Source organism: Clostridium sp. X, from assembly GCF_055755365.1.
Map to the genome: position 1 here is coordinate 2,196,538 of NZ_CM146912.1, position 26,788 is coordinate 2,223,325.

Here is a 26,788-nt window from a genome sequence, read left to right on the forward strand (position 1 = left end):
AGGTTATACTATATTTAATAGTGGATTTTTTTAATATTAAAATAAAGTTGTCGTTTCTACGTGAAAATTTTGGTAAAATAATTAATAGTTACATATTGCGAAGGAGGTACTGGTATGAATTTTGAATTAAATAAAATATATCATGGATTTAAGTTAGTTGAAGAAAAAGATATAAAAGAGATAAATTCTAAAGCTAGAATGTTTGAACATGAAAAAAGTGGTGCAAGACTTTTAAGTATAGAGAATGATGATGATAATAAAGTATTTACAGTAGGTTTTAGAACACCTCCAACGGATAGCACAGGAGTTCCACATATAATGGAACATTCGGTACTATGTGGTTCTAGAAAATTTCCAATAAAGGATCCCTTTGTAGAACTTGCAAAAGGATCTTTAAATACCTTTTTAAATGCTATGACTTACTCAGATAAAACTATATATCCTGTTGCTAGCAAGAATGATAAAGATTTTTTAAATTTGATGGATGTATATTTAGATGCTGTATTTTATCCTAACATATACAAGTATCCTGAGATATTAATGCAAGAGGGATGGCACTACGAGCTTAATAGCAAGGAAGAAGAAATTACTTATAAAGGAGTAGTGTACAACGAGATGAAAGGAGCTTTTTCATCTCCAGAGGATTTGCTTTATAGAAAGATCCAGGAATCCTTATTTCCTGATACTACTTATGGAGTTGAGTCGGGAGGAGATCCTCAGTATATAACAGACTTAACCTATGAGCAGTTTTTAGATTTCCATAAAAAATTCTATCATCCTTCTAACAGCTATTTATATCTATATGGGAATGGAGAGATTGAGAAACAACTTAAATTCATTAATGAGGAGTATTTAAATAATTTTAATAAGATAGAGGTAGATTCTAAAATAAGTCTCCAAAAAGCTTTTGGAGAAATAAGAAACTTTAAAGCAGAGTATCCAGTAGGAAAAGAAGATCAAGGCAAAGATAAAACCTTCTTAAGTTTAAACTTTGTACTTGGAGATGCTTGCAATGATGAAGTTTCTCTAGCTTTTGATATATTAGAATACTTACTTTTAGAAACACCAGCAGCACCACTAAAAGAGGCCCTTATAGATGCAGGTATAGGAAAAGATGTTTATGGATTTTTTGATGGAAGTATTCTGCAGCCTGTATTTAGTATTGTAGTAAAAAATTCTAATGAAGACAAAAAAGAAGAGTTTAAAAATATAGTATTTAATACCTTAAAAAAATTAGTTGAAGATGGAATAGATAAAAGACTTGTAGAGGCATGTATTAATGTAAAAGAGTTTAGATTAAGAGAAGGGGATACGAGAAGTTATCCTAAAGGATTATTATATTATACAAAGGCTATGACAGGATGGTTATATGATAGTGATCCATTAATGCCTCTTGAATATGAGAGGGTTTTAGGAAAAGTTAAAACTGCATTAACTACAAATTATTTTGAAGAACTTATAAAAAAATACTTAATTAATGTCAACCACGGATCTTTAATTACTCTTGTTCCAAAAGCGAATCTAGCAGAGGAAAAAGCTGAAAGTTTAAAACGCAAATTAAAAGAATATAAAGATTCTTTATCAGAAGAAGAAATAGAAAAAATAATAAGTCAAACTAAAGCTTTAAGAGAAAGACAAACAACACCGGAAAGTAAAGAAGATATAGAAAAGATTCCTTTATTATCATTAGAAGATATAGACCCTAAAGCAGAAAAACTACCATTAGTAGAAAAATTTATAGGAGATAATAAAGTTCTATTAAATCCTATATTTACAAATAAGATAGCATATATTAAATTTATATTTGATACTAGAACTGTAGATGAAAAGCACATACCATATTTAACCCTACTCTCAGGTATACTAGGTAGAATAGGAACAGAGAAATTCACCTATGCAGATTTGTCAAATGAAATTAATATCTATACGGGTGGTATATCTTACGGTGCTGCAAGTTTTACTCAGAATGGAACTATGGGAGAATATTTACCTAAGTTTATTGTAAGATCAAAATCATTAGTAGATAAAGTACCTAAAGTTATAGAAATCCTAGAAGAAATATTACTTAATACAAAAATAGATGATAAAAAGAGACTAAAAGAGATTATTCAAGAAATAAAATCACGTTTAGAAATGGCAATTTTTGATTCAGGTCATATTGTAGCAGCTAATAGACTTTTCTCATATTTTTCACCAGTAGGTAAATATGAGGAAGTATTATCAGGATTTGATTTCTTTAGATTTATGGAGGATTTAGAAGAAAACTTTGATTCGAAGATTGATGAAATAATATGTAATTTAAAAGAAGTTTCAAACCTAATTTTTAATAGAAAGAACTTAATAATAAGTCTTGCATCGGAAAATGAAGATTATGAAGCTGTGAAAAAAGACTTAGAAGCTTTTATAAATAAACTTAATGACAATGACTTACCATTTAAAGAATATAAATTTGAAGTAGGTGCCAAAAATGAAGGATTACTTACACAAGGTGATGTTCAATATGTAATTAAAGGATGTAATTTTAGACAATTAGGATATGAATACAAAGGGAGTCTTCAAGTACTAAAGACTATACAAAGCCTAGATTACTTATGGAGTAATGTACGTGTTCTTGGAGGAGCTTATGGGTCATTTGCAAGCTTCGGAAGAAGTGGGAATATGTTTTTTGGATCTTATAGAGACCCAAATTTAAAAGAAACTATAGAAATATATAATAAGGCGGAAGATTATCTAAGAAACTTTAATGCTGATGAAAGAGAAATGACAAAATATATTATAGGTACAATAAGCAATTTCGATTTACCGCTAACACCTTCTTTAATAGCTGATAAATCCGTGACATATTATTTGAGTAATGTTACACAAGCTGATGTCCAAAAAGAAAGAGATGAAGTACTTAAATGCACTGTAGAAGAGATCAGAGGTTTTGCCGATATGTTAAGAGATAGTATGAAACAAAACTATTTATGTGTTTTAGGAAACTCATCAAAGATAAATGAAAGTAAAGAAATATTTAAAGAATTAATTGAAGTATTTAAGTAAAAAACAGAGTGTTATCCAAGATGGATAACACTCTGTTTTTTACTATCCTTTTTCTGTGAATGCATTTTTACATAGACTAAATAGATTATATCTAAGAGGTATATCTTTCATGTTTATGTAATCCATATTAAATGAACCATCCCAAGGATAAACTGATGCAGATTGATCGTCGTAAATATTAATTACGTATTTTTCTCCAGTGTGGGAAAAGTTAAAAAAGATCTTATATTTAGGTTTATTAGCGATATTGGCAGGTTTTGTAGTAAAGTTAGGTTTTCTTAATTCTTTTAAGAAACTCTTAATTATATCTATATTTTCACCAGAAATAGATTCTGTTTTATAAAAGTTAGTGTCCAATACTTTAACTTCATAATTGGAGTATAAAGTTAAATTTTTAGCTAGTAAATTTGTATAATAAAAATTACTTGGTTTTTTCTTGTTAAGATACAAGTTACCACCTGCAAAAATACCTATGATTAAAATTAAAATTAAAAATATAAGGCTTCCCTTTTTCAAATAGATTTCACCTCTTTCACGTTTCATAGTCATATATAGATAAAATTATGTTAAAGACAAGCCTATTATTACAACTTTATGTAAAACTGCATATATTGAAATAAGATGTATATTTAAATAGAGCTAAGGGAGGGATTATAATGAAAATATATATTGATCCAGGTCATGGAGGTTCTGATCCAGGAGCTATAGGTAATGGACTATTCGAAAAAGATTTGACATTAGATATATCACTAAGACAGAAAGATTTATTTGAAAGATTAGGGCATGAAGTTAAAATGTCTAGAACTGAAGATAAAACTGTTTCTTTAGAGGCAAGGATACAAGATGCAAATAGATGGAGGGCTGATGTATTTATATCCAATCATATTAATGCTGGGGGAGGACAGGGCGTAGAAGTTTGGCACTCTATAGTAGGTGGTAAGAGTAAAGAATATGCTAAAAGAGTTGAAGAGAAATTAAGGATGATATTTAAATCAAGGGGATTAAAAACCAGGGAAGGACGTAATGGGGATTATCTTTTTGTAATCAGGGCAACTAATATGCCAGCAATTTTAAATGAGTTTGGATTTATTGATAATATTGAAGATACAACAAAGTTAAAAAGGGAAGATATAAGACAGAGATGTGCCGAGGCAGTGGTATATGGACTGCTTAAAATAGAGATTCAGAATCAATCGCCAGTAAAGATTGATAAGCCTAAAGAAGAAAAGGTTAATCAAAGTATAAGACTTTTAAGATATATAATTCCTATGATGTCAGGTGATGATGTAAAGAAAGTTCAAAACAAGTTAAATGAATTAGGATTTAGTGTAGGAATAGCAGATGGGATTTATGGCAGAAATACTGAGAATGGAGTTAAGAATTTTCAGAAAGTTAGTGGTCTTTTAGTAGATGGTATAGTAGGACAAAACACAGTGGCTAAATTATTTAGTAGTAAGAGTTTACCAAAACTTAAGAGAGTAATATTATATACAATACCAATGATGACTGGGGAGGATGTAAAGCTATTACAGCAAAGGCTAAATACATTAGAATTTAATCCAGGCTCTGAAGATGGGGTCTATGGAGCTAAAACAGTTGAGGCAGTAAAGAGATACCAAAGAATAAAGGGGCTAAAAATAGATGGAATAGTTGGAGAAATCACATGGAATAGTTTAATAATGTAAAAATTTTAAAAACACTATCATTAAAGTGATAGTGTTTTTAAAATGTATGTAAGTTTTAGTCATCTTCTCTTAAAATGTTTATATTTTTTCCAGACATAATTTTATTCATATTTCTAACAGCGCACATTTTGCCGCACATGGTACATGTATTTGAATCTTCAGGAGTTGACTCTGCTCTAAAACGCCTAGCTTTTTCAGGATCAATGGCAAGATTAAACATTTCTTCCCAATCTAAATCTCTTCTAGCTTTGCTCATTTTGTTATCCCAATCTCTTGCTCCTTTTATACCTTTTGCAATGTCAGCAGCATGAGCAGCAATTTTAGTAGCAATAATTCCTTCTTTCATATCATCTAGATTTGGTAATCTAAGATGCTCTGCAGGAGTTACATAGCATAAAAAGTCTGCTCCTTTAGAGGCAGCTAATGCGCCACCTATAGCACTTGTTATATGATCATATCCGGGAGCTATATCTGTAACAATAGGCCCTAATACATAAAAAGGAGCACCATAGCATAATTTTTTTTCTAAAAGCATATTTGCTTCAATTTCATTTAGTGCCATGTGACCAGGGCCTTCAATCATAACCTGTACATTTCTTTCCCAGGCTCTTTTAGTAAGTTCTCCTAATGTCATTAATTCTTTAATTTGACTAGGGTCTGTAGAATCTGCTATAGAGCCAGGACGACAAGCATCTCCAAGACTTATTGTAACATCATATTTTTCACAAATGTCTAAGATTCTATCAAAGTACTCAAAGAAAGGATTTTCTTTATCATTTAGTTCCATCCAAGCAAAAAGTAAGCTTCCTCCTCGTGAGACTATATTAGTAAGCCTTTTATTTCTTTTAAATACCTCTGCAGTATCTCTATTTATTCCTGAATGAATAGTCATAAAATCTACACCGTTCTGGGCGTGTTTCTCTATAACTGCTAGTAATTCATCAGAAGTAATATCTTTTAGTTCTTTATCATAAAAACCTATAGCATCATACATGGGAACAGTTCCAATCATAGCTGATGATATTTCAATTAGTCTTGTTCTAAATTCTTCAGTTTTTCCAAAACAACTTAAGTCCATAATTGCTTCACTTTTCATATCAATTGCAACTTTAGCCTTTTCTAACTCTTTATCAATATTGTTACAATCTTTTGATGTACCTAAATTTACATTAATTTTAGTTTTAAGGCCTTGTCCTATACCTTCAGGGTCTAATGATTTATGATTTTTGTTGGCAGGTATTGCAATTTTACCCTCTGCTACAAGATTCATTAAAGTGTTAACATCCATATGTTCTTTTTTAGATACGATCTCCATTTCTCTAGTTATTATACCTTTTCTTGCTGCATCCATTTGAGTTGAATAATTCATGTTTTTAAATCCCCCTTAAATAAAAATAAGCTTACCCATAGGGTAAGCTTTTATTTACTAATAAAGTTAATTTATTATATAATGTATATAATAAATACCATTAGCTCATTTGCTTCCTACGACAGTATTAACTGCATCAGGTTCTAAGGGTCAGGTTTATAACCTTCTCAGCCTAAGGGCTCCCCCGCAAAGTTTTAAAATTCAATTTTTAAAATGTATATTATCATTAACCTAAGTATAATATATGAAATAAAATATGTAAAGAAATTATAAAGTTAAAAAGATTTAATATAAAAAATTTTATTATAAATATAAGATAGGAGAGAGTTATATGCCATTTAATAATAAATTTTATAAATATTCAGTAGGCATAATATTAATATTAATAATTGTCTATTTAATAGGTAAGATTAGTTACTTATTAAAGCCTTTTGGTGTGATAATGGATGCTTTATTTATATCTATAGTAGTGGGAGTATTATTTTATTATATGATTAGGCCCTTAGTAAGATTTTTATCAGAGAGTAAACATATTAATAAAAGTTTATCTATTTTAATTGTTTTTATATTTATAGGAATATTAATAGGAGTAACAGTAATTTATGGAGGATCAAGTATTGGACAAGAATTTAATAGCTTTTTTAATACTTTACCTAGTCAATTTGAAATAGCTAAAAATAATACAGATGGAATATTAGAAAGTAAAATAGGTCAGTATGTTTCTATAACAGGTATTCAACAAAAGCTAATTCAAAATGTAGAAGCTGTTTTTAAAAGTGTATTAATAAATACAGGGAATGTAATTTCTGCTATTGCTAATGTAGGCAGCCAAGTAATTTTAATACCTTTCATCTTATTTTATCTTTTAAAGGATGATAGAGAGATATATAAAGGTCTTATAGGGCTGCTTCCACAAAAGTATAAGAATGATTTTAATGAAATTTTTGGAGAAATAGATGAAACACTATCAATATATATTACTGGACAGTTAATAATAGCCTTAGTTATTGGACTACTAATGTATATAGGATATTTACTTATAGGAATGAGCAATCCAATGGTTTTAGCCATTTTTTCTATGATTACTTCTATAATCCCTGTTTTAGGTACTTTTATAGGTATACTGCCAGCAGTTTTTATAGCACTAACTATAGGGTTTTCAATGGTTATTAAAGTATTAGTTGTTCTTATTGTAGTACAGCAACTAGAAGGGAATCTTGTATCACCTTATGTCATAGGAAATAGATTAAATATTCATCCTCTCACCGTAGTATTTATAATTATTATTTTTATTTCATTATTTGGTTTTATAGGTGGTCTTTTGGCTATACCTACTTATGCTGTAATAAAAGTTCTGATTAAAGGTATATTTAAAATAACCAAAAATAATAAAATAACTGAATAAGATTTGAAAATAGTAGTTATTAAAGATGAGTTAGTAACCAGTTTTGTGGTTAGTAGCTTATTTTTATTTTGTAGGAATTATTGATTTAATATATAATAAGTGGTATATTACCTTTAGGTGTATATACACTTGTATACACCTAAATATATACAGAGAGAGGCGTGTAATAAATGGTTGTGGATATAAAAGAAGAGATATTAAAATTGAAACAAGAAAGAAATGCAGTTATTCTAGCTCATTATTATCAGCCTGAAGAAGTACAAGAAATAGCAGACTTTGTAGGAGATTCTTATTACTTAAGTCAAAAGGGAAAAGAATGTCTACAAGATGTAATAGTATTTTGTGGAGTAGAATTTATGGCGGAAAGTGCAAAGGTGTTATCACCTAATAAAACAGTACTATTTTCAAATACTAAAGCACTCTGTCCTATGGCAGACATGGCAACAAAGGAAGAAGTATTAGAATTAAAAGAAAAACATCCTAATGCAAAGGTAGTATGTTATATTAATTCTTCCACAGAAGTTAAAACTGTAGTTGATGTATGTTGTACATCTTCTAGTGCAATTAATATTATAAAAAATATAGATAGTGATGAAATAATATTTTTACCAGATAGAAATTTAGGATCTTATATACAAGAACAAGTCTCAGATAAAAGACTTATATTATGGGATGGATATTGTCATGTACATGATAGAATTACTGCTTTAGATATTATAGAGGCAAAAGAAAAATATGGACAAGACATAAAGGTATTAGTTCATCCAGAATGCAGAAAAGAAGTTAGAGATTTAGCAGACTATGTGGGAAGCACAGGTGGAATAATAAATTTTGCTACTACGGATAAATGGAATAAGTATCTCATTGTAACTGAGTATGGGGTGGTGCATGAGTTAAAGAAAAGAAATCCTACTAAGGATTTTTATGTTTTAAATATGTGTTGTCCTAACATGAAAAAAACCTCTCTTAAAGATGTATATCACTGTCTTAGAGATTTAAGTAATGAAGTTATAATTGATGAGAATACAAGGAAAAAAGCATCTTTATCTTTAGAGAAAATGCATATACTAGGAGAGTAAAAAATGAACACAGAGGTTGATGTATTTATTGTAGGAACAGGTGTAGCAGGTCTTTATGCAGCTTTAAATTTAAAAGAGAATTTAAAGATAGCTTTAATTACAAAATCTAAGATGGAAGAGTGTAATTCATATCTTGCTCAAGGGGGAATAGCTACTGTCTTAAATAAAGAAGATGAAAGCTTGTTTATTAAAGACACAGTTAAAGCAGGAAACTACAAAAATTCAGTAGAAGCTGTAGAAGTTTTAGCAAGAGAATCGATATTAAATATAGAAAAGTTAGTTAGCTTTGGAGTGGATTTTGATAAGTTAGGAAAAGGATATGATTATACAAGAGAGGGAGCACACAGTGTAAAGAGAATTCTTCATTGTGAAGATAAAACTGGTGAAAAAATATTTCAGAGACTTTTAAATAAGGTTAAAGAAAGAAAAAATATTAAAGTTTACGAGGATACTTGTTTAATAGATTTAGTTTGTAAAAATAATAAATGTTTTGGAGGAATAGCTATAAATGGGGATAATATATTATTTATAAATTCAAAGGTTACTATATTAGCTTCAGGTGGAATAGGAGGATTATTTAAAAATTCAACTAATCAAAGAACTTTAAAAGGAAATTCTCTAGCTATTGCACTAAGGCATAATATTTGGTTAAAGGACATGAAATATATTCAATTTCATCCTACAGCTTTGTATGAAAATGAGAAAGAAGGAAAAAGATTTTTAATATCAGAATCTCTAAGAGGTGAGGGAGCTTTTCTTATAAATATCAAGGGAGAAAGATTTGTAAATGAACTTCTACCTAGAGATAAAGTAGCAAAAGCTATAATAGAGGAAGAATACAAAACTAATTCTGTTTGTGTATTCCTAGATATAACTCATAAGCCTAAAGAATTCATTATAAATAGATTTCCTTTAATATATAGTGAATGTAATAAAAGAGGAATAGACATAACAAAGGATAAAATACCTGTAACCCCAGTTCAGCATTATTTTATGGGAGGAATAAAGGTAGATATAGATTCTAAGACTTCTATGAAGAACTTATTTGCTTGTGGTGAAGTAAGTTGTACGGGAGTACATGGAGATAATAGATTAGCTAGTAACTCACTTTTAGAAGCTTTAGTTTTTTCAAGAAGAGCAGCAAACTATATAAATAATGATATAGATAATATTAAAATTACTTTTTTGACTAGTCATATAAGTATAAAAAAAGCTAATCAAATTAGAGAATATAATAAAAGAATAATAACAGAGGAATTTATTAAGATAAGAGAGGATATAAAAGATGAATTGGTTAACTGTGGATAATTTTTTAAAGGAAGCTCTAAAGGAAGATAGCCAATATGGAGATATAACAACTGAAGCTATAATTTCTTATGATAGCAGATGTAGTGTAGAGTTAATATCTAAAGAAGAAGGGATTATAGCAGGACTTAAGATTTTTAAAAGAGTATTTTCTATATTAGAAGATGTGGAATTAGAGTTTAAGGTAGAGGAAGGAGATAGAGTTACAAAGGGCAGCATAATAGGGAAATTAATAGGGAACACTCAAAAAATATTAATTGGAGAGAGAGTAGCTTTAAATATGCTTCAGAGAATGAGTGGAATAGCGTCTATTACTAATAATTTCGTTAAAGAAATAGAAGGGACAAAGGCAAAGATATTAGACACAAGAAAGACAACACCAAATCTTAGAATATTTGATAAGTATGCAGTATTGATTGGAGGGGGCTGTAATCATAGGTTTAATCTTTCAGATGGAGTACTTATAAAGGATAATCATATAAATGCTGCTGGAGGAATAAAAGAAGCAGTAAATTTAATGAAAAGCAAAACTTCTTTTGTTAGAAAAATAGAAGTAGAGGTAGAAACGATACAGGAAGTTTATGAAGCTTTAGAAGCAAAAGCGGATATAATAATGTTAGATAATATGAAAATTGAAATTATGAGACAAGCTGTAGAAATAATAGACGGAAGAGCTCTTATAGAAGCTTCTGGCAATGTTACTTTAGAAACAGTAAAAGAAATAGCTAAAACTGGAGTGGACTATATATCTGTAGGTGTACTTACTCATTCTGTAAAAGCTTTAGATATTAGTATGAAAAATTTGATTAGAATATAGTAAGTTAATTAATCGGATATGAAAGCTTAAATAATTTTAAGATTTCATATCTTTTTTATTTTAAGTTTTTATTCACCTGGATCTCATAGGTAATCATTATTTCTATTTCCTTATTTGGCTTTATAGATGGACTTTCAGCTATCCCTGCCTATGCTGTCTTAAGAGCATTAATTAAGGGAATTATAAAAATATCTAGAGATAAAAATATAACTGAATAGACTAGAACTAATCATCTAGAATTAAAACAAGCTAGTTTTTCCACTTGTGGAAGCTAGCTTATTTTTGTTTTGTACCATTAAGGATTTTTGAGGAGGCAATAGAATTATCTTCTAAGTATATTAGAGTGCCTATTTAAAAAAGTATAGGATATTATAAAGGCTATCAAGCAAGGAAGAAGCCAAGCAAATCCTTGATTAGACAAGGGCATAATACTGAGAAATCTATCTAAAGAATTATTTGTTAGAGAACTTATAGTGCTAAGTATAGAAATAATTAAAGTTACATAGGTAGTTATAGCTATAATTTCATTGTTTTTAATAAATTCTTCAAAAAAGTTAGTAGCTATAAGTACAATTATTACTGTATAGATAATCTGCAAAATTGGAGCAGCTAAGGTAACTATGATATCTACTCCATTAACAGCTATAATTGCACTAAATATAGTTATAACTAAAACATTTAACTTATATGAAAGTTTATTTCTAGACAGTCTATTAAAAAATTCAGCGCCTGTAGCTGTAAGGCTTACAGAAGTAGTGAGGCAAGCTAATCCAACAGCAATAGCTAAAGCAAAGGATCCAAACCTTCCAAGAACTCTTGATGTTATTTCCATAACTAGAGTAGTTCTAGGTATTTCTTCACTAAACAATGAGCTAGTTTGAGAGCCTAAATAAAGAAGGCCTCCATATACTATACTTAATCCCAAAACAGCAACTAAAGCGGAATAACTTGTAGTTTTAATTATGTCAGCTGTATTAGTGTATCCCTTTTTCTTAATAGAAGAAATGATTATATAAGCAAATATTACAGAAGCCATGGCATCCATAGTCTGATAGCCTTCTAATAATGATTTTGAAAATGCATTAGAAAGACCAGTATTTATAGTGGGACCAATAGGTGAAATAATCCCTTTTAAGATAATAAGAAGAAGCATAGTTAGAAGCATAGGAGTTAAAAACTTTCCTATGGTGTCTATTATTGAGCTAGATCTTAAAACAAAAATAGAATTTATTAAAAAGTAAATAATAACTGTAGTAAGTGGAGTTATTGTAGGAAATAAGGGCTTAATAGTAAGCTCAAAGGTTGTAGCTGCAGTTCTTGGTATAGCCAGCATAGGGCCGATTGCAAGTATTAAGGAAGTATTAATAACAACAGAAAAAATACGTCCTACTTTATTTGCAATAGTCTCAAAATTACCACCACTCTTTACGCAGGATAATATACCTATTAAAGGAAGTCCTACTCCTGTAATTAAAAAACCTAATATGGATACTAAGTAATCAATGCCAACAGCTCTTCCGAGAGAAGGAGGAAAAATGAGATTTCCAGCTCCAAAAAACATAGCAAAAAGTGCAAATCCAATAACAAAATAATCTTTTGTTTTTTTTATCCATAAAAGTCCTCCATATATAAGAATATAATATCATAAAATGACAAAATTCGCTATTTACAATTTCGAATTTTATTAAATGTCAAGCGACTATTAAATAATAGTATTTACTTCATTATATGGAATATGTTGTATGATTCATATTATGAAAAATGGTTAAAATAATTAATGTAATTACTATGTAAAGAGTAGGAGGAATTTAAATTGAGCAGAAATATAAAGAAATCTAATTTTCTATCTGAAAAAAAATCTAGAGAATTTGATAAGGTAAATATGGAAGCTGCTGAATTAATGGAAATGCCAAGTACTGATAAGATGAGAAAAAATGGACAGGGAAATCCCATAAATCAATTCAGATAAATTGAAGGGAGAAAAGACATGGATAAAAAAGCTAGTAGTAAGAAGAAATCAAGAAACAAAGCTAAAGAAAAGTATCAATTAGAAGCACAAAAAGTAAATATGGAAGCAGGAAAAGAATTATCACCAGAAGCACTAAAAAGGAAAGATGGAATTAGATAATTAATAAATTGTATAGAGTATACAAAGAAAATTTAATTTATAAGAGAAGTTACCAAGATATAAAAAATCAAGGTAACTTCTTTATTTTTAGTACAAAACTATGAACTGATAAAAATATTTAATCATATAATAATGTGAGTATAGAAAGACATACAATAAATATTAAAAGGGGGAAGTATAAAATATGAGTTACCCTGAAAATAATGAATTAGATAATGATAACAGTTGGAATGATGAAGAACTTAATAATAATGAAGCAGGAAATACTTCTATTAATAATGACAGTATAGATTACAATTGGGATACTGAGGGCGTTGAATATTTTGATGATTTTAATTGGTCTGAAAATAATGAACAAGATAAAAATAAAGACTGGAATCAAGATAGTAAGTATGAAGAAGAACACTGGAATGAAGATAATATACAAGAAACAAATTGGAGTGAAAATACTATAGAAGATATAGAAGATATAGATGAGGCCGATGATGTTGTAATTAATAATAAGGCAGACAGATTACAAGGAATACCAGGACCAATTGGACCTCAAGGTCCTCCAGGACCAGGAGCGGAGTTTATTAAAGAACTTTGTATAAAACCAATGTATCATATATTAAAACAGTTAAATGAATTAATAGCAGATGATATTGAAATTGGAACTGAAAAGCAAGGTACTATATTAGATTGTATGATAGTTAAATTAGATGAGTATATAGTAATAGTGAGAAATTCATTTAGAGAAATAACTATTCCTATACATCAAATTGTAGGAATTTACTCAAGAAGATTGCCACAAGTATTACTTTTACCTGAGAGAGATAATAATAAGACTGGTGATTGTGATTGTTGTGAAAGACCATTGAGAGAATATTGCTCTAATCACATAGGTCAAGATTATACTATTAATACTACAGCTAGGGATGAGATCTTTAGTAATTTAAAAGGAAATATAACAAAAGTTGGAGAAGGAGTAGTGATTCTCAGCAATACAGTAGCTATATTGATTTGTAAAATAATATCAATTGAAAAAGATGCACGTTCTTCAATAAGAAATTACGATGAAAATGAACAATAATAAAAATAGCAACTCTAAAAAGTTGCTATTTTTAATTTAATATAAATATGTTCATATTAAATATCTTATATACACATATTAATCTTGTAATTATAGATATTAGTAAGTGAATTATTAGTTTAGTGAAGGAGAAATTATGATAAAAGTTTGTTTATTATCAGCTGGAGGCATGATGCCTCTTCCAGAGAGATATTTAACCTCTTTAGTAATAAATTATAGAGGAAGTATGATACTTATAGATTGTGGGGAAGGAACTCAGATTTTATTAAAAAAGTTGAAATGGGGATTTAAATCAATAGATGTTATTTGTCTAACTCATTATCATGCAGATCATGTAGCTGGTCTTCCGGGACTTTTAAGTACTATAGGTAATTCGAATCGTACAGATCCTATAACAATTATAGGTCCCAAAGGACTTAGTGAAATTGTAAGCGGACTTAAGGTTATAGTACCACATTTACCTTATGAGTTAAATTTAATAGAAGTTAGAGAAGGAGATATTAAAGAATATAATTATAAAGATTATATTATCCGTCATATGTGTGTAGAACATGGCATTGATTGTTTGGCATACAGTATAGAAGTTAAAAGAACTAAAAAGTTTAATAGGGAAAAAGCAGAAGCTCTAGGCGTTCCTATAATTCTTTGGAATAAGCTTCAAAAGGAAGAATTAGTAAATTATAATAATAAAGTTTTTACACCAGATATGGTTTTAGGTGAAAATAGAAAAGGATTAAAAGTATCTTATTGTACGGATTCAAGACCTATCACAGAATTAATAGATTTTATAAAAGAATCTGATTTATTTATTGGAGAAGGAATGTACGGAGATGACAGCTATTTAGAAAAAGCTCAAATAAATGGACATATGTTATTTTCGGAATGTGCAAATTTGGCAAAAATGGCAGAGGTTAAAGAACTTTGGCTTACACATTTTAGTCCATTATTATATAATCCTCAAGAATTTTTACATAACGCAACAAAGATATTTGAAAATACTAAGCTTGGACAAGAATTACTAGAAAAGGAATTAACCTTTGAAAATTTATAGAATAAAAGCTTATTAAGGGGGAAAATTAATTAGTAGAAGGAGTGATTACATGAAGAAAACAAAAATAGATAATTCCCAAATATCTATAGAAGAATCATCAAATAATTATGTATTTGCTCTAGAAAATTCTATAAGATTAGACAAAAGAGAAAAAGAAGACATTACTTTATTTAATGAAATAAAATCTTATAAGAATAAACAAAAAGTCTAAAAATATAAAAAAATAGAGGAGAATAGAGATGAGACGATATATAAATGGAGAAACGCATAAAAAAAGTAAAAAATTAGATGGTCATAGACCACAATATGATGCAGATAACAGAGATAAAAGAACTCCTCCAAGATATACAAATTTTGAAGGAGAGCCTATAGAATAAAAGTAAAAGGGCTTGTAGTAAAACAATTTTAATTATTTTGCTAAAGTCCTTTTCTTATAAACAATCTGTAGCAGCAACTATAACTTCTGCATCAGATTCATCAATAGCTTTTAAATTTTGAAGTTTTTGAATAAGTTCTTTAACTTGTGATTTATTAATTTCAGTAGCTATTATCCTTGTAGATACACTTATTTGTTTAACATCTTCATTCATATTTCTTACCTCCACAATTAAAGTTATTAAAATTATTACCATATTTTTGAATTTTATAACAAGGTAGCTACATTTTAATGTTTTATATTAAAAAATATAGGGAACTTTTTAAAAGAAGGAGGAGTAATACGTGATAGATGAAATATTAAAAACTGAATACTGCACAGATTTTGATAAGCTAAGAAAAAATAGAATGGCAACAAGCTATTTTAAATATGGAAAAATAAAAGAGAATTATGGACAAAAGCTTGTGAGTGCTGTAGAGAACTTAGAAATAAGAGTAGAAAAATATAAAAAAACAGGAAATACAGAGTATTTATTAGATATAGCAAATTTTGCAATGATTGAATATATGTATCCGCAACATGAAAATGCTTACTTTAGCTCAACAGATAATAAAGATAATTTAGCAGGTATAACAATAAATGAGTTAAAAGAGAGTTATAGTAGTGTACTATAACTGAAAATAAAAAAGAAAGCTATGGATTTTATATTGTAATCTATAGCTTTCTTTTTTAGTAAATGGGGTTGGGATAATGAATATTTAAATTATTACCATAATAAAAATTATTATACATAAAATTATAAAAATAAAAAAGAGATTGAATATAATTCAATCTCTTTTGGTGCCGATGGTGGGATTCGAACCCACATGGTTTCCCGCTCGATTTTGAGTCGAGTGCGTCTGCCGTTCCGCCACATCGGCATGTGGAACGAATATTATTATATCAGAATAGTAAAATTTAGTCAAGAAAATAAGAAAATTGCAAAGCAATTTTCTTATTTTCCATCTAAAATATCTCCTAAAAATCCTAAAGCACTGCCTTCACCAACGCGTTTTCCACCTAATTGAGGAGCAGAAGATAATATTCTATCTGTTAGTCTACTAAATGGAAGAGATTGAACCCAAACTGAACCTGGACCAGAAACGGTTGCGAAAAATAAACCTTCTCCACCAAAAAAGGCAGATTTAATACCACCAACAAATTCAATATCATAATGTACATCTTTTGTCATAGCAACTAAACAGCCTGTATCTAATTTTAGAGTTTCACCAGGCATGAGCTTCTTTTCAACTATAGTTCCACCAGCATGGACAAAAGCTAAGCCGTCACCCTCTAATTTTTGAAGAATAAATCCTTCACCGCCGAAAAAACCTACTCCAAGTTTTTTTCTAAAGTCTATTCCGATGGAAACTCCTTTTGCAGCACATAAGAAAGAATCTTTTTGACAAATAAGCTTACCACCAAGTTTACTTAAATCCATTGGTATAATTTTCCCCGGGAAAGGAGCTGCAAAGCTTACACTTTGTTTACCTATTCCTATGTTTGTAAACATAGTCATAAATAAGCTTTCACCAGTAAGAACCCTTTTTCCAGCACCGAATAGTTTATTCATCAGATTTCCATTAGAGTTACTAGATGTACCATCACCAAAAATTGTTTCCATCTGTATGCTGGAAGACATCATCATCATAGCACCAGCTTCAGCCACAACGCTTTCTTGGGGATCAAGCTGAATTTCTACAAATTGCATATCATCACCATATAGCGTGTAGTCTATTTCATGAGAATTCATTTAAATTCCTCCTTGTTATATAGGTATAAGAATATTTTACCAAATATAAAGATTAATCTAAATACATAAAAGAAAAAAATTTACTAATAAATAAATAATAGGTACTATTTACTTTAAATTATTGATATAAACAGAGAAAATGAGTAAACTAGATATAGTAAGTATACGAAGAAATGGATAGTATATGCAGAAAAAATATAGTATACATCAGCGAAATTTGGAGGATTAACATGAAAAAAGAGAAATTACTGATACTTGATGGACATAGCCTTATGTACAGAGCATTTTTTGCACTACCTAAATTCACTACCTCAGAGGGAATGCATACTAATGCTATTTTTGGGTTTGTTAAAATGCTTTTAAAGATGAAAGAAGAATTAAAACCAGATTATATAGTAACTACTTTTGATAGAAAAGCACCTACCTTTAGGCATAAGGAATATGAGGAATATAAAGCTGGTAGGGAAAAGATGCCTCCAGAACTTAAAGATCAATTTCCTATAGTAAAAGAACTTTTAGAAATGTTAGCTATTAATATATTTGAAGTAGATGGTTTTGAAGCAGATGATTTAATTGGAACATTGTCTAGTTTCGCAGATGATAAAGGAATAGAAGTTTATATTGTAACTGGAGATAGAGATGCACTCCAACTTGCAACAGATAATGTTAAGGTAGTTATAAATAAAAAGGGTATGAGTGATAAAGAAATTTATGACAGAAATAGAATGATTGAAGAGTTTGGAGTAACTCCTACTCAATTTATTGATGTTAAAGGACTTATGGGAGATAAATCAGATAATATACCTGGAGTTCCTGGAATAGGAAAGACGATTGCTTATAAACTAATTAAAGAATATGGGAGTATTGAAAGACTTTTGGAAAATGTTGAGAGTGTATCAGGAAAGAAAGTAAAAGAAAGTCTTATAGAAAACAGTGAACAAGCTATATTTAGCAAAAGATTAGCTACTATTATGACAGATGTTCCTATAGAAATTAATTTAGATGATATAAAATCTAAAGAAGCATATAATGTGAAAGGCGTTAGAGAACTATTTAGAAAGTTAGAATTTAAATCATTGATTAATATATTTAATGAAGAAGAAAATGATTTTAGTGTAGAGGAAAATGATCAAGAAATATTAGAGCAATTTAACTATGAAATAATAGATTCAATAGTTAAGCTAAATGAACTAATGCAGGAAATTAATAGTACTGTATATATACAATTTGAATTCTTAAATCAGGAATTGTTTTCAAAGATTGAGATTAATAAGTTATATTTGAGATGGGAAGAAATAGTATATTGCATAGACGTAAATAAGATAAGTGAACAGAGTAAAGAAGAAGTATTAAGTGCTCTAAAAAAGTTCTTTGAGGATGAAAAAATTGAAAAGATATGTCATGATAGTAAGTTGGGCTACGTATTTTTAAATAAGTATAAAATACTATTTAATAAACTTAGTTTTGATACAAAAATTGCAGCATACTTAATACAACCATCAAGTAAAGATTATATTATAAAAGAGATGGTAGAAGAACGCTTAAAGCTAACTATCAGAGGAGAAAGTGACGAAGTTAAAGCTAGAGAAACATATTTTATAAAAGAGTTATATATATTACTAAAAGAAGAGATAGATCAATTTAATATGGAAAAACTTTTTTATGAGGTAGAGATGCCTCTAATAGAGGTACTTGGTTTTATGGAAGCTAAAGGATTTAAAGTAGATGGAGAAAAGTTAGTAGAGATAGGTAGAAAGTTTAAGATTACTATAGAAGCCTTAGAAAGAGAAATTTATACTTTAGCTGATGAAGAATTTAATATAAAGTCTCCAAAGCAACTTGGTAAAGTTCTATTTGAGAAATTAGATTTGCCAACTGTGAAGAAGACAAAAACAGGATATTCTACCAATGCAGAAGTTCTTGATAAGCTAAAGGATAAGCATCCTATAATTGAAAAAGTTCTTGAATATAGACAAATTACAAAACTAGATTCTACTTATGTAGAGGGATTAAAAGCTGTAATTGACAAGGATGACAAGATACATACGAGCTTTAATCAAACTGTAACAACTACAGGAAGACTATCTAGTACTGAACCAAACCTTCAAAATATACCTATTAAGCATGAAATGGGTAGAGAAATCAGAAAGGTCTTTGTGCCTAATAATGAGGATTGTATAATATTATCGGCAGATTATTCCCAAATTGAATTAAGGGTACTTGCACATATTGCTAATGATGAAAACATGATAGATGCGTTTAGAAATAATCATGATATTCATACAAGAACGGCCTCAGAAGTATTTAAGGTTCCTATAGATGAAGTCACATCTACAATGAGGAGTAATGCTAAAGCAGTAAATTTTGGTATAGTATATGGAATAGGATCTTTTAGTCTTTCAGAAGATATTAAAGTATCACGAAAAGAAGCTCAACAATATATAGATGCTTATTTTGAACGATTTACAAGTGTAAAAAAATATATAGATGAAATAATAAAACAAGCAGAGAAAGATGGGTATGTAAGAACTATATTAAATAGAAGAAGATTTGTTCCAGAGGCCCAATCAAAAAATAAGGTAATAAAAGCTCTTGGTGAAAGGCTAGCAATGAATACTCCAATTCAAGGAACAGCGGCAGATATTATTAAAATGGCAATGGTTTCTGTATATAGAAGATTGAAGGCGGAAGAATTAAAAAGTTCTTTAATTCTTCAAGTTCATGATGAACTTATATTAAATGTTTATAAAGATGAAATTGAGGTAATTAAGAAACTTGTTGTAGATGAAATGAAAAAGGTAATGGAGCTCTCTGTGCCCCTAGAGGCTGATGTAAATATAGGAGAAAACTGGTATGAGGCTAAATAATAACTAAAAATACTAGTAGAAAAGGGGGAAGAGATATGATGAAGGTTGGACTTACTGGAGGAATTGGAAGTGGAAAAAGCACTGTTTCTAATATTCTTCGTGAAAAAAACATACCAGTTATAGATGCTGATATTATTGCAAGAGAGATATTAGAAATTTATCCAGATATACTGAAAGAAATAGAAGAATGTTTTGGTAAAGAGTTTTTTGATAAAGAAGGTAGGTTAAAAAGAAGAGAACTAGGAAATTATGTTTTCAAAGACAAAGGATTGTTGGATGAGCTGGAAAGGATAATGCTACCATATATAAAATTAGAAATATTTAATAGAATAGAAAAGTTAAGTGAGTTAGGAAGAAAGATATGTATAGTGGATGCGCCAACTTTAATTGAGCATTCTATTCATGAATATATGGATGTAAATATTTTGGTTTGGGTAAATGAAGATACACAAGTTCAAAGAGTTATTAAAAGAGACAACATGGAAATGGAACAAGTTAGTAATAGAATTAATGCTCAAATGACCATGGAGTCAAAAAAAGAAAAGGTAGACTTTATTATAGATAATAATGGAAGTTTACAAGAAACAAGAAATCAGATTGATAAAATTTTATTTAAAATAAGTAAATTAGGGGAGGAGAAATGAGATTAAGAAAAAGAAAAAGACTGGGTTCTTTATTACTTTTAGTAATAATAGCACTTGTTATTTTAAATGGAAAAGCAATAGGAAGATTTATTTATCCGTTAAAGTATAGTGATCAAATAGAAAAGTACTCAAATGAATATAATATTGATCCGTATTTAGTAGCAGCAGTAATTAAGGTTGAAAGTAATTTTCAAAAGGATGCTATATCAATTAAAGATGCAAGAGGATTGATGCAAGTAACCCCTTCAACTTCAAAATGGATTTCGGAAAAATTGGATATTAAAAACTTTGATGTGAATATGCTTTATAATACGGATCTTAATATAAGAATGGGATGTTGGTACATAAATGATCTCAAAAAAGAATTTGGTGCTGATATGAAATTAGTACTAGCTGCATATAACGGTGGAAGAGGTAATGTTAAAAAATGGCTTAATAACGAAGAAAACTCTAAGGATGGTGTAACTCTTTACTATATACCTTTTAAAGAAACAGATAAGTATGTAAAAAGAGTAGAAGTATATTATAATCTATACAAACTCTTATATACTAATGATAAAAGCTATATGGAGAACGTAAAGAAAATAATTAATAGTTTTTTTTCGTAAATCTATTGACAGTATGTATTATGGGAGTATAAAATAATATTTATATAAAACATAATATATATGCAGGAGTGGCGGAATCGGCAGACGCGTACGTTTAAGGGGCGTATACCGTGAGGTGTATGGGTTCAAGTCCCATCTTCTGCACCAAAAGTGGCTAAACTTAAAGGTTTAGGCCACTTTTTATTTGAATTTTTTAAGGGGATTTGATATATATTTTATTATTTGTTCGATGACTACCTGCCGTAATACTTCCACGCACTCTGTGAAAGCGATTCACTCCGAATCAGAGATTTGGGTTCTCTGCTTTTCTATCAAAGTGGGAGATAAGGTTAGTTAAGTCCCTGGATAACGATTTACCCTAAAGGACAACGATTTCTAAGTATCGAAAGTACCGATACTTAGAATTCTGTTAGTAAGCTTCAGATTAAGTGAAAAACTCCACCTGAAGCCAAGAAATCTGTTTATTAAAACAGATTAAAGAATTAATGTAGGAGGAAATATGGATAAGTATCTAATAATAAATACAAGAATTTTACCAGAAGTATTTGACAAGGTTGTACAAGTAAAGGAATTATTGAAAATAGGACAAGCAAAAGATATAACTGAAGCTGTAAAATCGGTAGGTATAAGCAGGAGTTCTTATTATAAATATAAAGATTTTGTATTTTCGGTTGCAGAAGGAACACATGTTAAAAAAGCTACAATCGGATTTTTGCTTTCTCATAAAACGGGAACTTTATCTAGAATATTAGATAGTATAGCAAGTGTTAATGGAAATATACTTACTATAAGCCAAGACATACCAGTAAATAATGCTGCGAATGTAACTATAACACTAGATATTTCAAATATAAATATAGAGTTAAGTGATTTTATTGATCAGGTAAAATGTATGGATAATGTAGTTCAAGTTAGATTAATTGCTATGGAATAAGGGTTTTGAGATAAAAAATAGTGCTTAAAATAAAGCTATATGCATAACTTAGTAATGTAGTCATTTTATTTATGGGGGTATGTATATGGATTTTAATGAAGAAGATAGAATAGATAAAGAGATAGATATGGACACAGAATATGATATGATGCCTATGCCAGGCGGGGTTCCAGTTCCAGGGATTATGCCTGTTGAAATGCCGTTAAATATGCAAGGAAGTATGGGTATGCAAGGCTTTATGCCACTTATGATGAAACCAGTAGGAGTAGAAATGTCTCCGATAATGATGCCAAACATAAATTCTAATATGATGCCAAATATGATACCAAATATGATACCTAGTATGATGAATGTTGAGCAGATGTTACCAACAACTACGGCTGGCATGAACATGATGGAACAAGACGAATATGAAGATATGGATGAAGATATGACAAGGAAAAAGGAATATGGACCTAAAGAAATTAATAAAATATTAATGAAGATGGAAAAATATAATCCAGGCATTTTCAGATATTTAAGAATGTACGGAGTTCCTTTTACTATAGCAAAGAAAATCATTAGAAGGATCATAAAGGTTACTCTTATGTATTATGAAGATTAATTAATAAATATTAAAGATTTTCTAAGAAATCTATTAAGTTATAAACTTGATAGATTTTTTTTGGAGGAAAATTACTCTAAATGTAGAATAGATATCAGTGAGGTGTAGCTTATATGTTTAATATTAATTTTAAAACTACAGAGTTTGAAATTAAAAATATTGAAAAAGAAGACATAAATGAAATTTATAATTGGTTTAAAATAGAGACAACCTATTTGGATGTAAATAAGTATGAAGAACTCGGTGAGAATGATTTTAAAGATAGATTTATGGAGTATTATCTTAGTGAATGTGAGTTTTTTATAAAAGTTACAATTAAGGATGAGCTAATAGGTATAATTAAAGGGAGGATAGAATTTGTAAATCCTAACAATGTATGGTTTGGATATATTTTAATAAGTGAGAAATATAGAAATAAAGGAGTAGGAGTTAAATTATTAAATTCCATAATTAATTATTTTGATACTGGTTTTGGCATAATTAATTTTAGTGCGAAGCTTAAGGAAACTGATATGAAGTCTTTGGATTTTTGGAAAAAAAGTGGATTTATAGTATCTACATTATTGAATAAGGAGAGAAGAATACAGGGGGCAATTTTAAAAAGGACCAAATAATATTATATTCATGGTAAATATAAATAGAATTAAAAATGTTTGACATTTATTTGTAATTTATACTATAATGAAAAAAGAGTGCATTATTTTCAGTTTTACGCAAATAAAAAAAGATAAGATTACTTTTGGTATAGGATAATGAAAACGTTATCTGTTAATAACTTAAAGGAGGAAGACAAATGAATAGTTTTATACGAAAAAGTATAACTTTCATTCTATTTATTTTTACTGTAGGTGTTATTATATCTATAAATAGTTATGAAGCAAAGGCTGACGTTGGAGTTCAATCATCTAAAGGTATAAATGTACGTTCTACAAAAGTTGAAATCAATAGAGTGATAAAGGTTCCGAGTAACCAAGTAGATAGAGAAAGATTGTCAAGAGGAAGTAGTAGTGTAACAAGTAATTTAATTGAATATTCTTATAGGTTTTTAGGTAGACCTTATGTATGGGCAGCTTCAGGACCAAGCGCATTTGATTGCTCGGGATTTACATCATATGTTTATAATAAGTTTGGATACTATTTGCCTCATTATACTGGAGACCAAGTTGAAATGGGGATATCAATAAGTAAAGAAAACTTACGAGCAGGAGATTTAGTATTTTTTGATACTTCAGGTTCAAATAGTCATGTGGGTATTTATATAGGTAGCGGGAATTTTATACACGCATCTTCAGGACGAAAAAAGGTTATGGTTAGTAGTTTAGGTGAAAGTTACTATAAATCAAGATACTCAGCATCAAGAAGAATAATTAATTAGATTGTACATAGTAAAATCCCAATCAAAGTTGATTGGGATTTTTATTCTATAGAATAAAAAATAAAGGTGTAGGAAAAAGGATTTCTTGCCGTAGCAAGGAGGGTGCGCAGACACGTAGTGTCGTCGAAAGGAACCGTAGGTTTCCCTAGCGAAATCAACAGAGTTGATTTTCTTAGTATAAATAATGAGTTTTTGAAATAGTATTAATTATATAACGAAGCGTTTGGGGAGGGGAAGATGAGATATACAAGATATGATTTGAAGAAAAGAAAAAAGAATAATGTGTTTTTTATAGTATTAATTGTGGGTATATTAACCTTAGCGTTTATTTCAGGATCAATAATATCAAATGTATTTATAAAAAGCACAGATTATAAAGTTAAAAATAACGAAAGTACTAAGGAAAATCTTAAACCACAAAATAATTATGTAGCTTTACAATGTGGAGTCTTTGCAAATAAGGATAATGCTAAAGAATTAAAGAAAAAATTATCTCTAATAGGTACTACTTTTATAGTAGAGGAAGATAATAAGAGTAGAGTAATAATGGGGATTTATACAGAGGAAAGTTCAGAATTAATTTTAAAAAAATTGATAGAAAACAAAATAGAGTCTTCTAAGCTAAAACTAAAAATAAATAATGAAGAGTTATGTGATAATCAAATTACAGAAATATTAGGAGCATATATACAAATCAATAATAGATTCTTCGATGATAAAGTAAAGTCAGTACAAACAAAGCAATTAAAGAGCTGGACATCTTCTTTAAAAGAAGTTGAAAAAAATAGTATAAATTATGAAGTTTTACAAAGTTTAAAACAAGAGATAAAGGTGCTTCCAGATCAAATAACTAAAGAGAATTTAGAAAATATTAATTTTCAATTATTCAATAAAATAAAAGAAATAAAATGATATATAAATTAAAAGCACAAAAAGCATTCAATAACTTAGTTGAATGCTTTTAAAAAATTCAAATTAAATTCATAAAAATTATAAACATACACACTTGTTTCTACTTTTATTAAATGTTAAACTATATAAGATAAAATAGTTAAAAGGGGTTATAGTTGTGAGGGGTAATGAAAAAGGCAATTTTCTGCTATTTATAATACTTCTTGGCGCAATATGTGGAAGTTTTATTGGAGATATCATAGGTAGTAATGTAGAATCTTTAAGTTTTTTTAAATCAACCTATCCTATTGGAACTTCAAGTCCATTTATTTTAAATTTAAAAGTAGTTCAATTTACCTTTGGAATTAATTTCCATATAAATATATTAGCTATTATTGGGGTTGTTTTAGCAATATTACTGTATAGAAAATATTAGGAGTGATAAAGTGAGATTAATCTTAGCATCAGCTTCAGCCAGGAGACAAGAACTTTTAAGTCGTTTAACTAATGAATTTGAAGTTATAATTAGTAACTTTAATGAAGACAAGGTTGAGTTTAAGAAAAGCTGTAGCGAGTATGTAATGGAGATTGCTAAAGGTAAAGCTAATGCAGTTGCAGAGTTATTACATACAGATGCAGTTGTAATAGGTTGTGACACAATAGTTGCTTTTGAAGATCATATATTAGGAAAACCAAAGGATGAGATAGAAGCTTTTAATATGTTAAAGCTTTTAAGTGGGAATGTCCATCAGGTGTACTCAGGAATTTCAGTTATAAATACAAAAACAAGAGAAGTGAAAATAGATTATATGAGTACTGATGTTAAATTTTCTACACTTACAGATAAGGAAATAAAAACATACATAGAAACGGAAGAACCTATGGATAAAGCTGGAGCCTATGGCATACAAGGTTTTGGAGGAGTGTTTGTTGAAGAAATTCATGGAGATTATTATAGTGTAGTAGGTCTTCCGATTAACAGATTAAATTATATATTAAAAGGTATGGGGGTAAATCTATAGTATAGGAGAAGTAATATGAAGGAAACTTTGAAAATTACAGATTTACCAATCAATGAAAGACCGAGAGAAAGACTTTTAAGATATGGAGCTACAGGGTTATCTAATAGTGAACTTTTAGCAATAATATTGAGAACAGGCATGAAGAATGAAAATATAGTAAGTTTAAGTAGTAGATTATTGACTGAAAGTGGAGGGTTAAATGGCTTATTAAGTTTGGCACCAGAGGAAATTATGTCTCTAAAGGGAATTGGAAAGGCTAAGGCATCGCAAATAATAGCAATATGTGAATTATCCAAAAGATTTAGAGCATATAAATCTGGAGAAGAGCATAAGATTCATCAACCTAAAGATGTTGCAAACTTATTTATGGAAGAAATGAAGAATTTTAAAGAGGAGCATTTAAGGATAGTAATGTTAAATACTAAAAATGTTGTTATTGCTGTCAAAGATGCTTCAATAGGAAGTCTAAATTCTTCTATTGTTCATCCAAGAGAAATTTTTGCTGAGGCTATAAAAAAAAGTAGTGCATCTATAGTTGTATGTCATAATCACCCTTCTGGAGATCCAACTCCAAGTTCAGAGGATATACAAGTAACACAGAGATTAAAAGAATGTGGAAAGATTTTAGGCATTGATTTACTTGATCATATAATAATAGGAAATGGTATTTATGTAAGTTTAAAAGAAAAGTGCATACTGTAGTTTTTTGCTTGAAAGGAGAA

General features: G+C 29.1%; 29 protein-coding genes, 2 tRNA genes and 1 riboswitch. Of the genes, 25 read left to right on the forward strand and 6 right to left on the reverse strand.

The genetic code is table 11. The features are described from left to right. The first annotated feature begins 114 nt into the window (after positions 1-114). Positions 115-3,042, forward strand: a complete 2,928-nt coding sequence (locus ACX0KU_RS10980; RefSeq protein ID WP_472989952.1) for an insulinase family protein — start codon at positions 115-117, stop codon at positions 3,040-3,042. Positions 3,043-3,084: 42 nt separating this feature from the next. Here the strand turns inward: ACX0KU_RS10980 and ACX0KU_RS10985 are convergent, their stop codons facing one another. Beyond that, on the reverse strand, positions 3,085-3,558 hold the full coding sequence (locus ACX0KU_RS10985; RefSeq protein WP_472989953.1) for a DUF4883 family protein: 474 nt from the start codon (positions 3,556-3,558) through the stop codon (positions 3,085-3,087). Positions 3,559-3,698: 140 nt separating this feature from the next. Between ACX0KU_RS10985 and ACX0KU_RS10990 the strand changes: the two genes are divergently transcribed. Then, positions 3,699-4,727 (forward strand): N-acetylmuramoyl-L-alanine amidase, encoded by a 1,029-nt coding sequence (locus tag ACX0KU_RS10990; protein ID WP_472989954.1) that lies wholly within the window; start codon positions 3,699-3,701, stop codon positions 4,725-4,727. A 55-nt stretch (positions 4,728-4,782) separates the two neighbouring features. Here ACX0KU_RS10990 and thiC read toward each other — a convergent pair whose 3' ends face one another. Continuing rightward, positions 4,783-6,096 carry a phosphomethylpyrimidine synthase ThiC gene (gene thiC, locus ACX0KU_RS10995; RefSeq protein ID WP_472989955.1) on the reverse strand — a complete coding sequence of 438 codons (1,314 nt, stop codon included), beginning with the start codon at positions 6,094-6,096 and terminating at the stop codon, positions 4,783-4,785. 96 nt (positions 6,097-6,192) lie between these two features. After that, positions 6,193-6,292, reverse strand: a riboswitch (TPP riboswitch). A 135-nt stretch (positions 6,293-6,427) separates the two neighbouring features. On the opposite strand from thiC, the gene ACX0KU_RS11000 reads away from it, so the two are divergent. The 4 genes from ACX0KU_RS11000 (at position 6,428) to nadC (ending at position 10,702) form a co-directional block, all read left to right on the forward strand. Beyond that, positions 6,428-7,501, forward strand: a complete 1,074-nt coding sequence (locus ACX0KU_RS11000; RefSeq protein WP_472989956.1) for an AI-2E family transporter — start codon at positions 6,428-6,430, stop codon at positions 7,499-7,501. A gap of 170 nt (positions 7,502-7,671) precedes the next feature. Continuing rightward, positions 7,672-8,580 (forward strand): quinolinate synthase NadA, encoded by a 909-nt coding sequence (gene nadA, locus ACX0KU_RS11005; RefSeq protein ID WP_472989957.1) that lies wholly within the window; start codon positions 7,672-7,674, stop codon positions 8,578-8,580. 3 nt (positions 8,581-8,583) lie between these two features. Next, positions 8,584-9,888, forward strand: a complete 1,305-nt coding sequence (locus ACX0KU_RS11010) for an L-aspartate oxidase (RefSeq protein ID WP_472989958.1) — start codon at positions 8,584-8,586, stop codon at positions 9,886-9,888. After that, a complete protein-coding gene (gene nadC / locus ACX0KU_RS11015; RefSeq protein ID WP_472989959.1) occupies positions 9,866-10,702 on the forward strand; it encodes a carboxylating nicotinate-nucleotide diphosphorylase in 837 nt (278 codons plus the stop codon). Before ACX0KU_RS11010 ends, nadC begins: the two co-directional genes overlap by 23 nt. A 322-nt stretch (positions 10,703-11,024) precedes the next feature. On the opposite strand, the gene brnQ is transcribed toward nadC, so the two are convergent. After that, the gene (brnQ, locus tag ACX0KU_RS11020; protein ID WP_472992439.1) at positions 11,025-12,311 is read right to left on the reverse strand and encodes a branched-chain amino acid transport system II carrier protein; all 1,287 of its coding nucleotides are present in this window, start codon (positions 12,309-12,311) and stop codon (positions 11,025-11,027) included. A gap of 204 nt (positions 12,312-12,515) precedes the next feature. On the opposite strand from brnQ, the gene ACX0KU_RS11025 reads away from it, so the two are divergent. The 6 genes from ACX0KU_RS11025 to ACX0KU_RS11050 all read left to right on the forward strand — a co-directional run bounded on the left by ACX0KU_RS11025 (position 12,516) and on the right by ACX0KU_RS11050 (position 15,330). Continuing rightward, positions 12,516-12,671 (forward strand): hypothetical protein, encoded by a 156-nt coding sequence (locus tag ACX0KU_RS11025; protein WP_472989960.1) that lies wholly within the window; start codon positions 12,516-12,518, stop codon positions 12,669-12,671. 18 nt (positions 12,672-12,689) lie between these two features. After that, positions 12,690-12,830, forward strand: coding sequence for a hypothetical protein (locus ACX0KU_RS11030; RefSeq protein WP_472989961.1), 141 nt, complete (start codon positions 12,690-12,692; stop codon positions 12,828-12,830). 184 nt (positions 12,831-13,014) lie between these two features. Beyond that, positions 13,015-13,902 carry a hypothetical protein gene (locus tag ACX0KU_RS11035; protein WP_472989962.1) on the forward strand — a complete coding sequence of 296 codons (888 nt, stop codon included), beginning with the start codon at positions 13,015-13,017 and terminating at the stop codon, positions 13,900-13,902. 136 nt (positions 13,903-14,038) lie between these two features. Further along, positions 14,039-14,953 (forward strand): ribonuclease Z, encoded by a 915-nt coding sequence (locus ACX0KU_RS11040; protein WP_472989963.1) that lies wholly within the window; start codon positions 14,039-14,041, stop codon positions 14,951-14,953. A 49-nt stretch (positions 14,954-15,002) separates the two neighbouring features. After that, on the forward strand, positions 15,003-15,164 hold the full coding sequence (locus ACX0KU_RS11045) for a hypothetical protein (protein WP_472989964.1): 162 nt from the start codon (positions 15,003-15,005) through the stop codon (positions 15,162-15,164). 28 nt (positions 15,165-15,192) lie between these two features. Then, positions 15,193-15,330, forward strand: a complete 138-nt coding sequence (locus ACX0KU_RS11050) for a hypothetical protein (protein ID WP_472989965.1) — start codon at positions 15,193-15,195, stop codon at positions 15,328-15,330. Positions 15,331-15,384: 54 nt separating this feature from the next. Here the strand turns inward: ACX0KU_RS11050 and ACX0KU_RS11055 are convergent, their stop codons facing one another. After that, positions 15,385-15,543 carry a hypothetical protein gene (locus ACX0KU_RS11055; RefSeq protein ID WP_472989966.1) on the reverse strand — a complete coding sequence of 53 codons (159 nt, stop codon included), beginning with the start codon at positions 15,541-15,543 and terminating at the stop codon, positions 15,385-15,387. 130 nt (positions 15,544-15,673) lie between these two features. Here ACX0KU_RS11055 and ACX0KU_RS11060 point away from each other — a divergent pair, with 130 nt between their 5' ends. After that, entirely contained in the window at positions 15,674-16,003 is a 330-nt protein-coding gene (locus ACX0KU_RS11060; protein WP_472989967.1) for a hypothetical protein, read from the forward strand. Between the two features lie 164 nt (positions 16,004-16,167). Here ACX0KU_RS11060 and ACX0KU_RS11065 read toward each other — a convergent pair. Together ACX0KU_RS11065 and ACX0KU_RS11070 are read right to left on the reverse strand one after the other, a co-directional pair. Further along, positions 16,168-16,249, reverse strand: a tRNA-Leu gene (locus tag ACX0KU_RS11065). Between the two features lie 74 nt (positions 16,250-16,323). Further along, entirely contained in the window at positions 16,324-17,121 is a 798-nt protein-coding gene (locus tag ACX0KU_RS11070; protein WP_472989968.1) for a TIGR00266 family protein, read from the reverse strand. A gap of 230 nt (positions 17,122-17,351) precedes the next feature. Between ACX0KU_RS11070 and polA the strand changes: the two genes are divergently transcribed. The 12 genes from polA (at position 17,352) to radC (ending at position 26,768) form a co-directional block, all read left to right on the forward strand. Next, positions 17,352-19,988 (forward strand): DNA polymerase I, encoded by a 2,637-nt coding sequence (polA, locus tag ACX0KU_RS11075; protein WP_472989969.1) that lies wholly within the window; start codon positions 17,352-17,354, stop codon positions 19,986-19,988. Positions 19,989-20,023: 35 nt separating this feature from the next. After that, on the forward strand, positions 20,024-20,632 hold the full coding sequence (coaE, locus tag ACX0KU_RS11080) for a dephospho-CoA kinase (protein ID WP_472989970.1): 609 nt from the start codon (positions 20,024-20,026) through the stop codon (positions 20,630-20,632). Next, on the forward strand, positions 20,629-21,240 hold the full coding sequence (locus ACX0KU_RS11085) for a lytic transglycosylase domain-containing protein (protein WP_472989972.1): 612 nt from the start codon (positions 20,629-20,631) through the stop codon (positions 21,238-21,240). Before coaE ends, ACX0KU_RS11085 begins: the two co-directional genes overlap by 4 nt. A gap of 62 nt (positions 21,241-21,302) precedes the next feature. Next, positions 21,303-21,387 (forward strand) — tRNA-Leu (locus ACX0KU_RS11090). Positions 21,388-21,739: 352 nt separating this feature from the next. After that, positions 21,740-22,174, forward strand: coding sequence for an ACT domain-containing protein (locus ACX0KU_RS11095; protein ID WP_472989973.1), 435 nt, complete (start codon positions 21,740-21,742; stop codon positions 22,172-22,174). Positions 22,175-22,259: 85 nt separating this feature from the next. Continuing rightward, positions 22,260-22,778: a hypothetical protein gene (locus ACX0KU_RS11100; RefSeq protein WP_472989975.1), complete on the forward strand. Its 519-nt coding sequence runs from the start codon at positions 22,260-22,262 to the stop codon at positions 22,776-22,778. Positions 22,779-22,891: 113 nt separating this feature from the next. Next, a complete protein-coding gene (locus ACX0KU_RS11105) occupies positions 22,892-23,392 on the forward strand; it encodes a GNAT family N-acetyltransferase (protein WP_472989976.1) in 501 nt (166 codons plus the stop codon). 179 nt (positions 23,393-23,571) lie between these two features. Further along, positions 23,572-24,153 carry a C40 family peptidase gene (locus ACX0KU_RS11110; protein ID WP_472989977.1) on the forward strand — a complete coding sequence of 194 codons (582 nt, stop codon included), beginning with the start codon at positions 23,572-23,574 and terminating at the stop codon, positions 24,151-24,153. Positions 24,154-24,390: 237 nt separating this feature from the next. After that, positions 24,391-25,065 (forward strand): SPOR domain-containing protein, encoded by a 675-nt coding sequence (locus ACX0KU_RS11115; RefSeq protein ID WP_472989978.1) that lies wholly within the window; start codon positions 24,391-24,393, stop codon positions 25,063-25,065. Between the two features lie 157 nt (positions 25,066-25,222). Then, positions 25,223-25,480 carry a DUF4321 domain-containing protein gene (locus tag ACX0KU_RS11120; RefSeq protein ID WP_472989979.1) on the forward strand — a complete coding sequence of 86 codons (258 nt, stop codon included), beginning with the start codon at positions 25,223-25,225 and terminating at the stop codon, positions 25,478-25,480. 10 nt (positions 25,481-25,490) lie between these two features. Next, positions 25,491-26,066 carry a Maf-like protein gene (locus ACX0KU_RS11125; protein ID WP_472989980.1) on the forward strand — a complete coding sequence of 192 codons (576 nt, stop codon included), beginning with the start codon at positions 25,491-25,493 and terminating at the stop codon, positions 26,064-26,066. A 15-nt stretch (positions 26,067-26,081) separates the two neighbouring features. Further along, the gene (gene radC, locus ACX0KU_RS11130) at positions 26,082-26,768 is read left to right on the forward strand and encodes a RadC family protein (protein ID WP_472989981.1); all 687 of its coding nucleotides are present in this window, start codon (positions 26,082-26,084) and stop codon (positions 26,766-26,768) included. Positions 26,769-26,788 lie beyond the last annotated feature (20 nt).

Coding starts and splice junctions, on each gene's coding strand:
- ACX0KU_RS11045 (WP_472989964.1), top strand. CDS start 15,003: ATGAAGAAAACAAAAATAGATAATTCCCAAATATCTATAGAAGAATCA.
- nadC (WP_472989959.1), top strand. CDS start 9,866: ATGAATTGGTTAACTGTGGATAATTTTTTAAAGGAAGCTCTAAAGGAA.
- ACX0KU_RS11035 (WP_472989962.1), top strand. CDS start 13,015: ATGAGTTACCCTGAAAATAATGAATTAGATAATGATAACAGTTGGAAT.
- ACX0KU_RS11010 (WP_472989958.1), top strand. CDS start 8,584: ATGAACACAGAGGTTGATGTATTTATTGTAGGAACAGGTGTAGCAGGT.
- ACX0KU_RS11030 (WP_472989961.1), top strand. CDS start 12,690: ATGGATAAAAAAGCTAGTAGTAAGAAGAAATCAAGAAACAAAGCTAAA.
- ACX0KU_RS11100 (WP_472989975.1), top strand. CDS start 22,260: ATGGATTTTAATGAAGAAGATAGAATAGATAAAGAGATAGATATGGAC.
- ACX0KU_RS11040 (WP_472989963.1), top strand. CDS start 14,039: ATGATAAAAGTTTGTTTATTATCAGCTGGAGGCATGATGCCTCTTCCA.
- ACX0KU_RS11095 (WP_472989973.1), top strand. CDS start 21,740: ATGGATAAGTATCTAATAATAAATACAAGAATTTTACCAGAAGTATTT.
- ACX0KU_RS11105 (WP_472989976.1), top strand. CDS start 22,892: ATGTTTAATATTAATTTTAAAACTACAGAGTTTGAAATTAAAAATATT.
- ACX0KU_RS11050 (WP_472989965.1), top strand. CDS start 15,193: ATGAGACGATATATAAATGGAGAAACGCATAAAAAAAGTAAAAAATTA.
- ACX0KU_RS11070 (WP_472989968.1), bottom strand. CDS start 17,121: ATGAATTCTCATGAAATAGACTACACGCTATATGGTGATGATATGCAA.
- ACX0KU_RS11110 (WP_472989977.1), top strand. CDS start 23,572: ATGAATAGTTTTATACGAAAAAGTATAACTTTCATTCTATTTATTTTT.
- ACX0KU_RS10980 (WP_472989952.1), top strand. CDS start 115: ATGAATTTTGAATTAAATAAAATATATCATGGATTTAAGTTAGTTGAA.
- radC (WP_472989981.1), top strand. CDS start 26,082: ATGAAGGAAACTTTGAAAATTACAGATTTACCAATCAATGAAAGACCG.
- ACX0KU_RS10990 (WP_472989954.1), top strand. CDS start 3,699: ATGAAAATATATATTGATCCAGGTCATGGAGGTTCTGATCCAGGAGCT.
- polA (WP_472989969.1), top strand. CDS start 17,352: ATGAAAAAAGAGAAATTACTGATACTTGATGGACATAGCCTTATGTAC.
- nadA (WP_472989957.1), top strand. CDS start 7,672: ATGGTTGTGGATATAAAAGAAGAGATATTAAAATTGAAACAAGAAAGA.
- ACX0KU_RS11115 (WP_472989978.1), top strand. CDS start 24,391: ATGAGATATACAAGATATGATTTGAAGAAAAGAAAAAAGAATAATGTG.
- ACX0KU_RS11055 (WP_472989966.1), bottom strand. CDS start 15,543: ATGAATGAAGATGTTAAACAAATAAGTGTATCTACAAGGATAATAGCT.
- coaE (WP_472989970.1), top strand. CDS start 20,024: ATGATGAAGGTTGGACTTACTGGAGGAATTGGAAGTGGAAAAAGCACT.
- thiC (WP_472989955.1), bottom strand. CDS start 6,096: ATGAATTATTCAACTCAAATGGATGCAGCAAGAAAAGGTATAATAACT.
- ACX0KU_RS11000 (WP_472989956.1), top strand. CDS start 6,428: ATGCCATTTAATAATAAATTTTATAAATATTCAGTAGGCATAATATTA.
- ACX0KU_RS11085 (WP_472989972.1), top strand. CDS start 20,629: ATGAGATTAAGAAAAAGAAAAAGACTGGGTTCTTTATTACTTTTAGTA.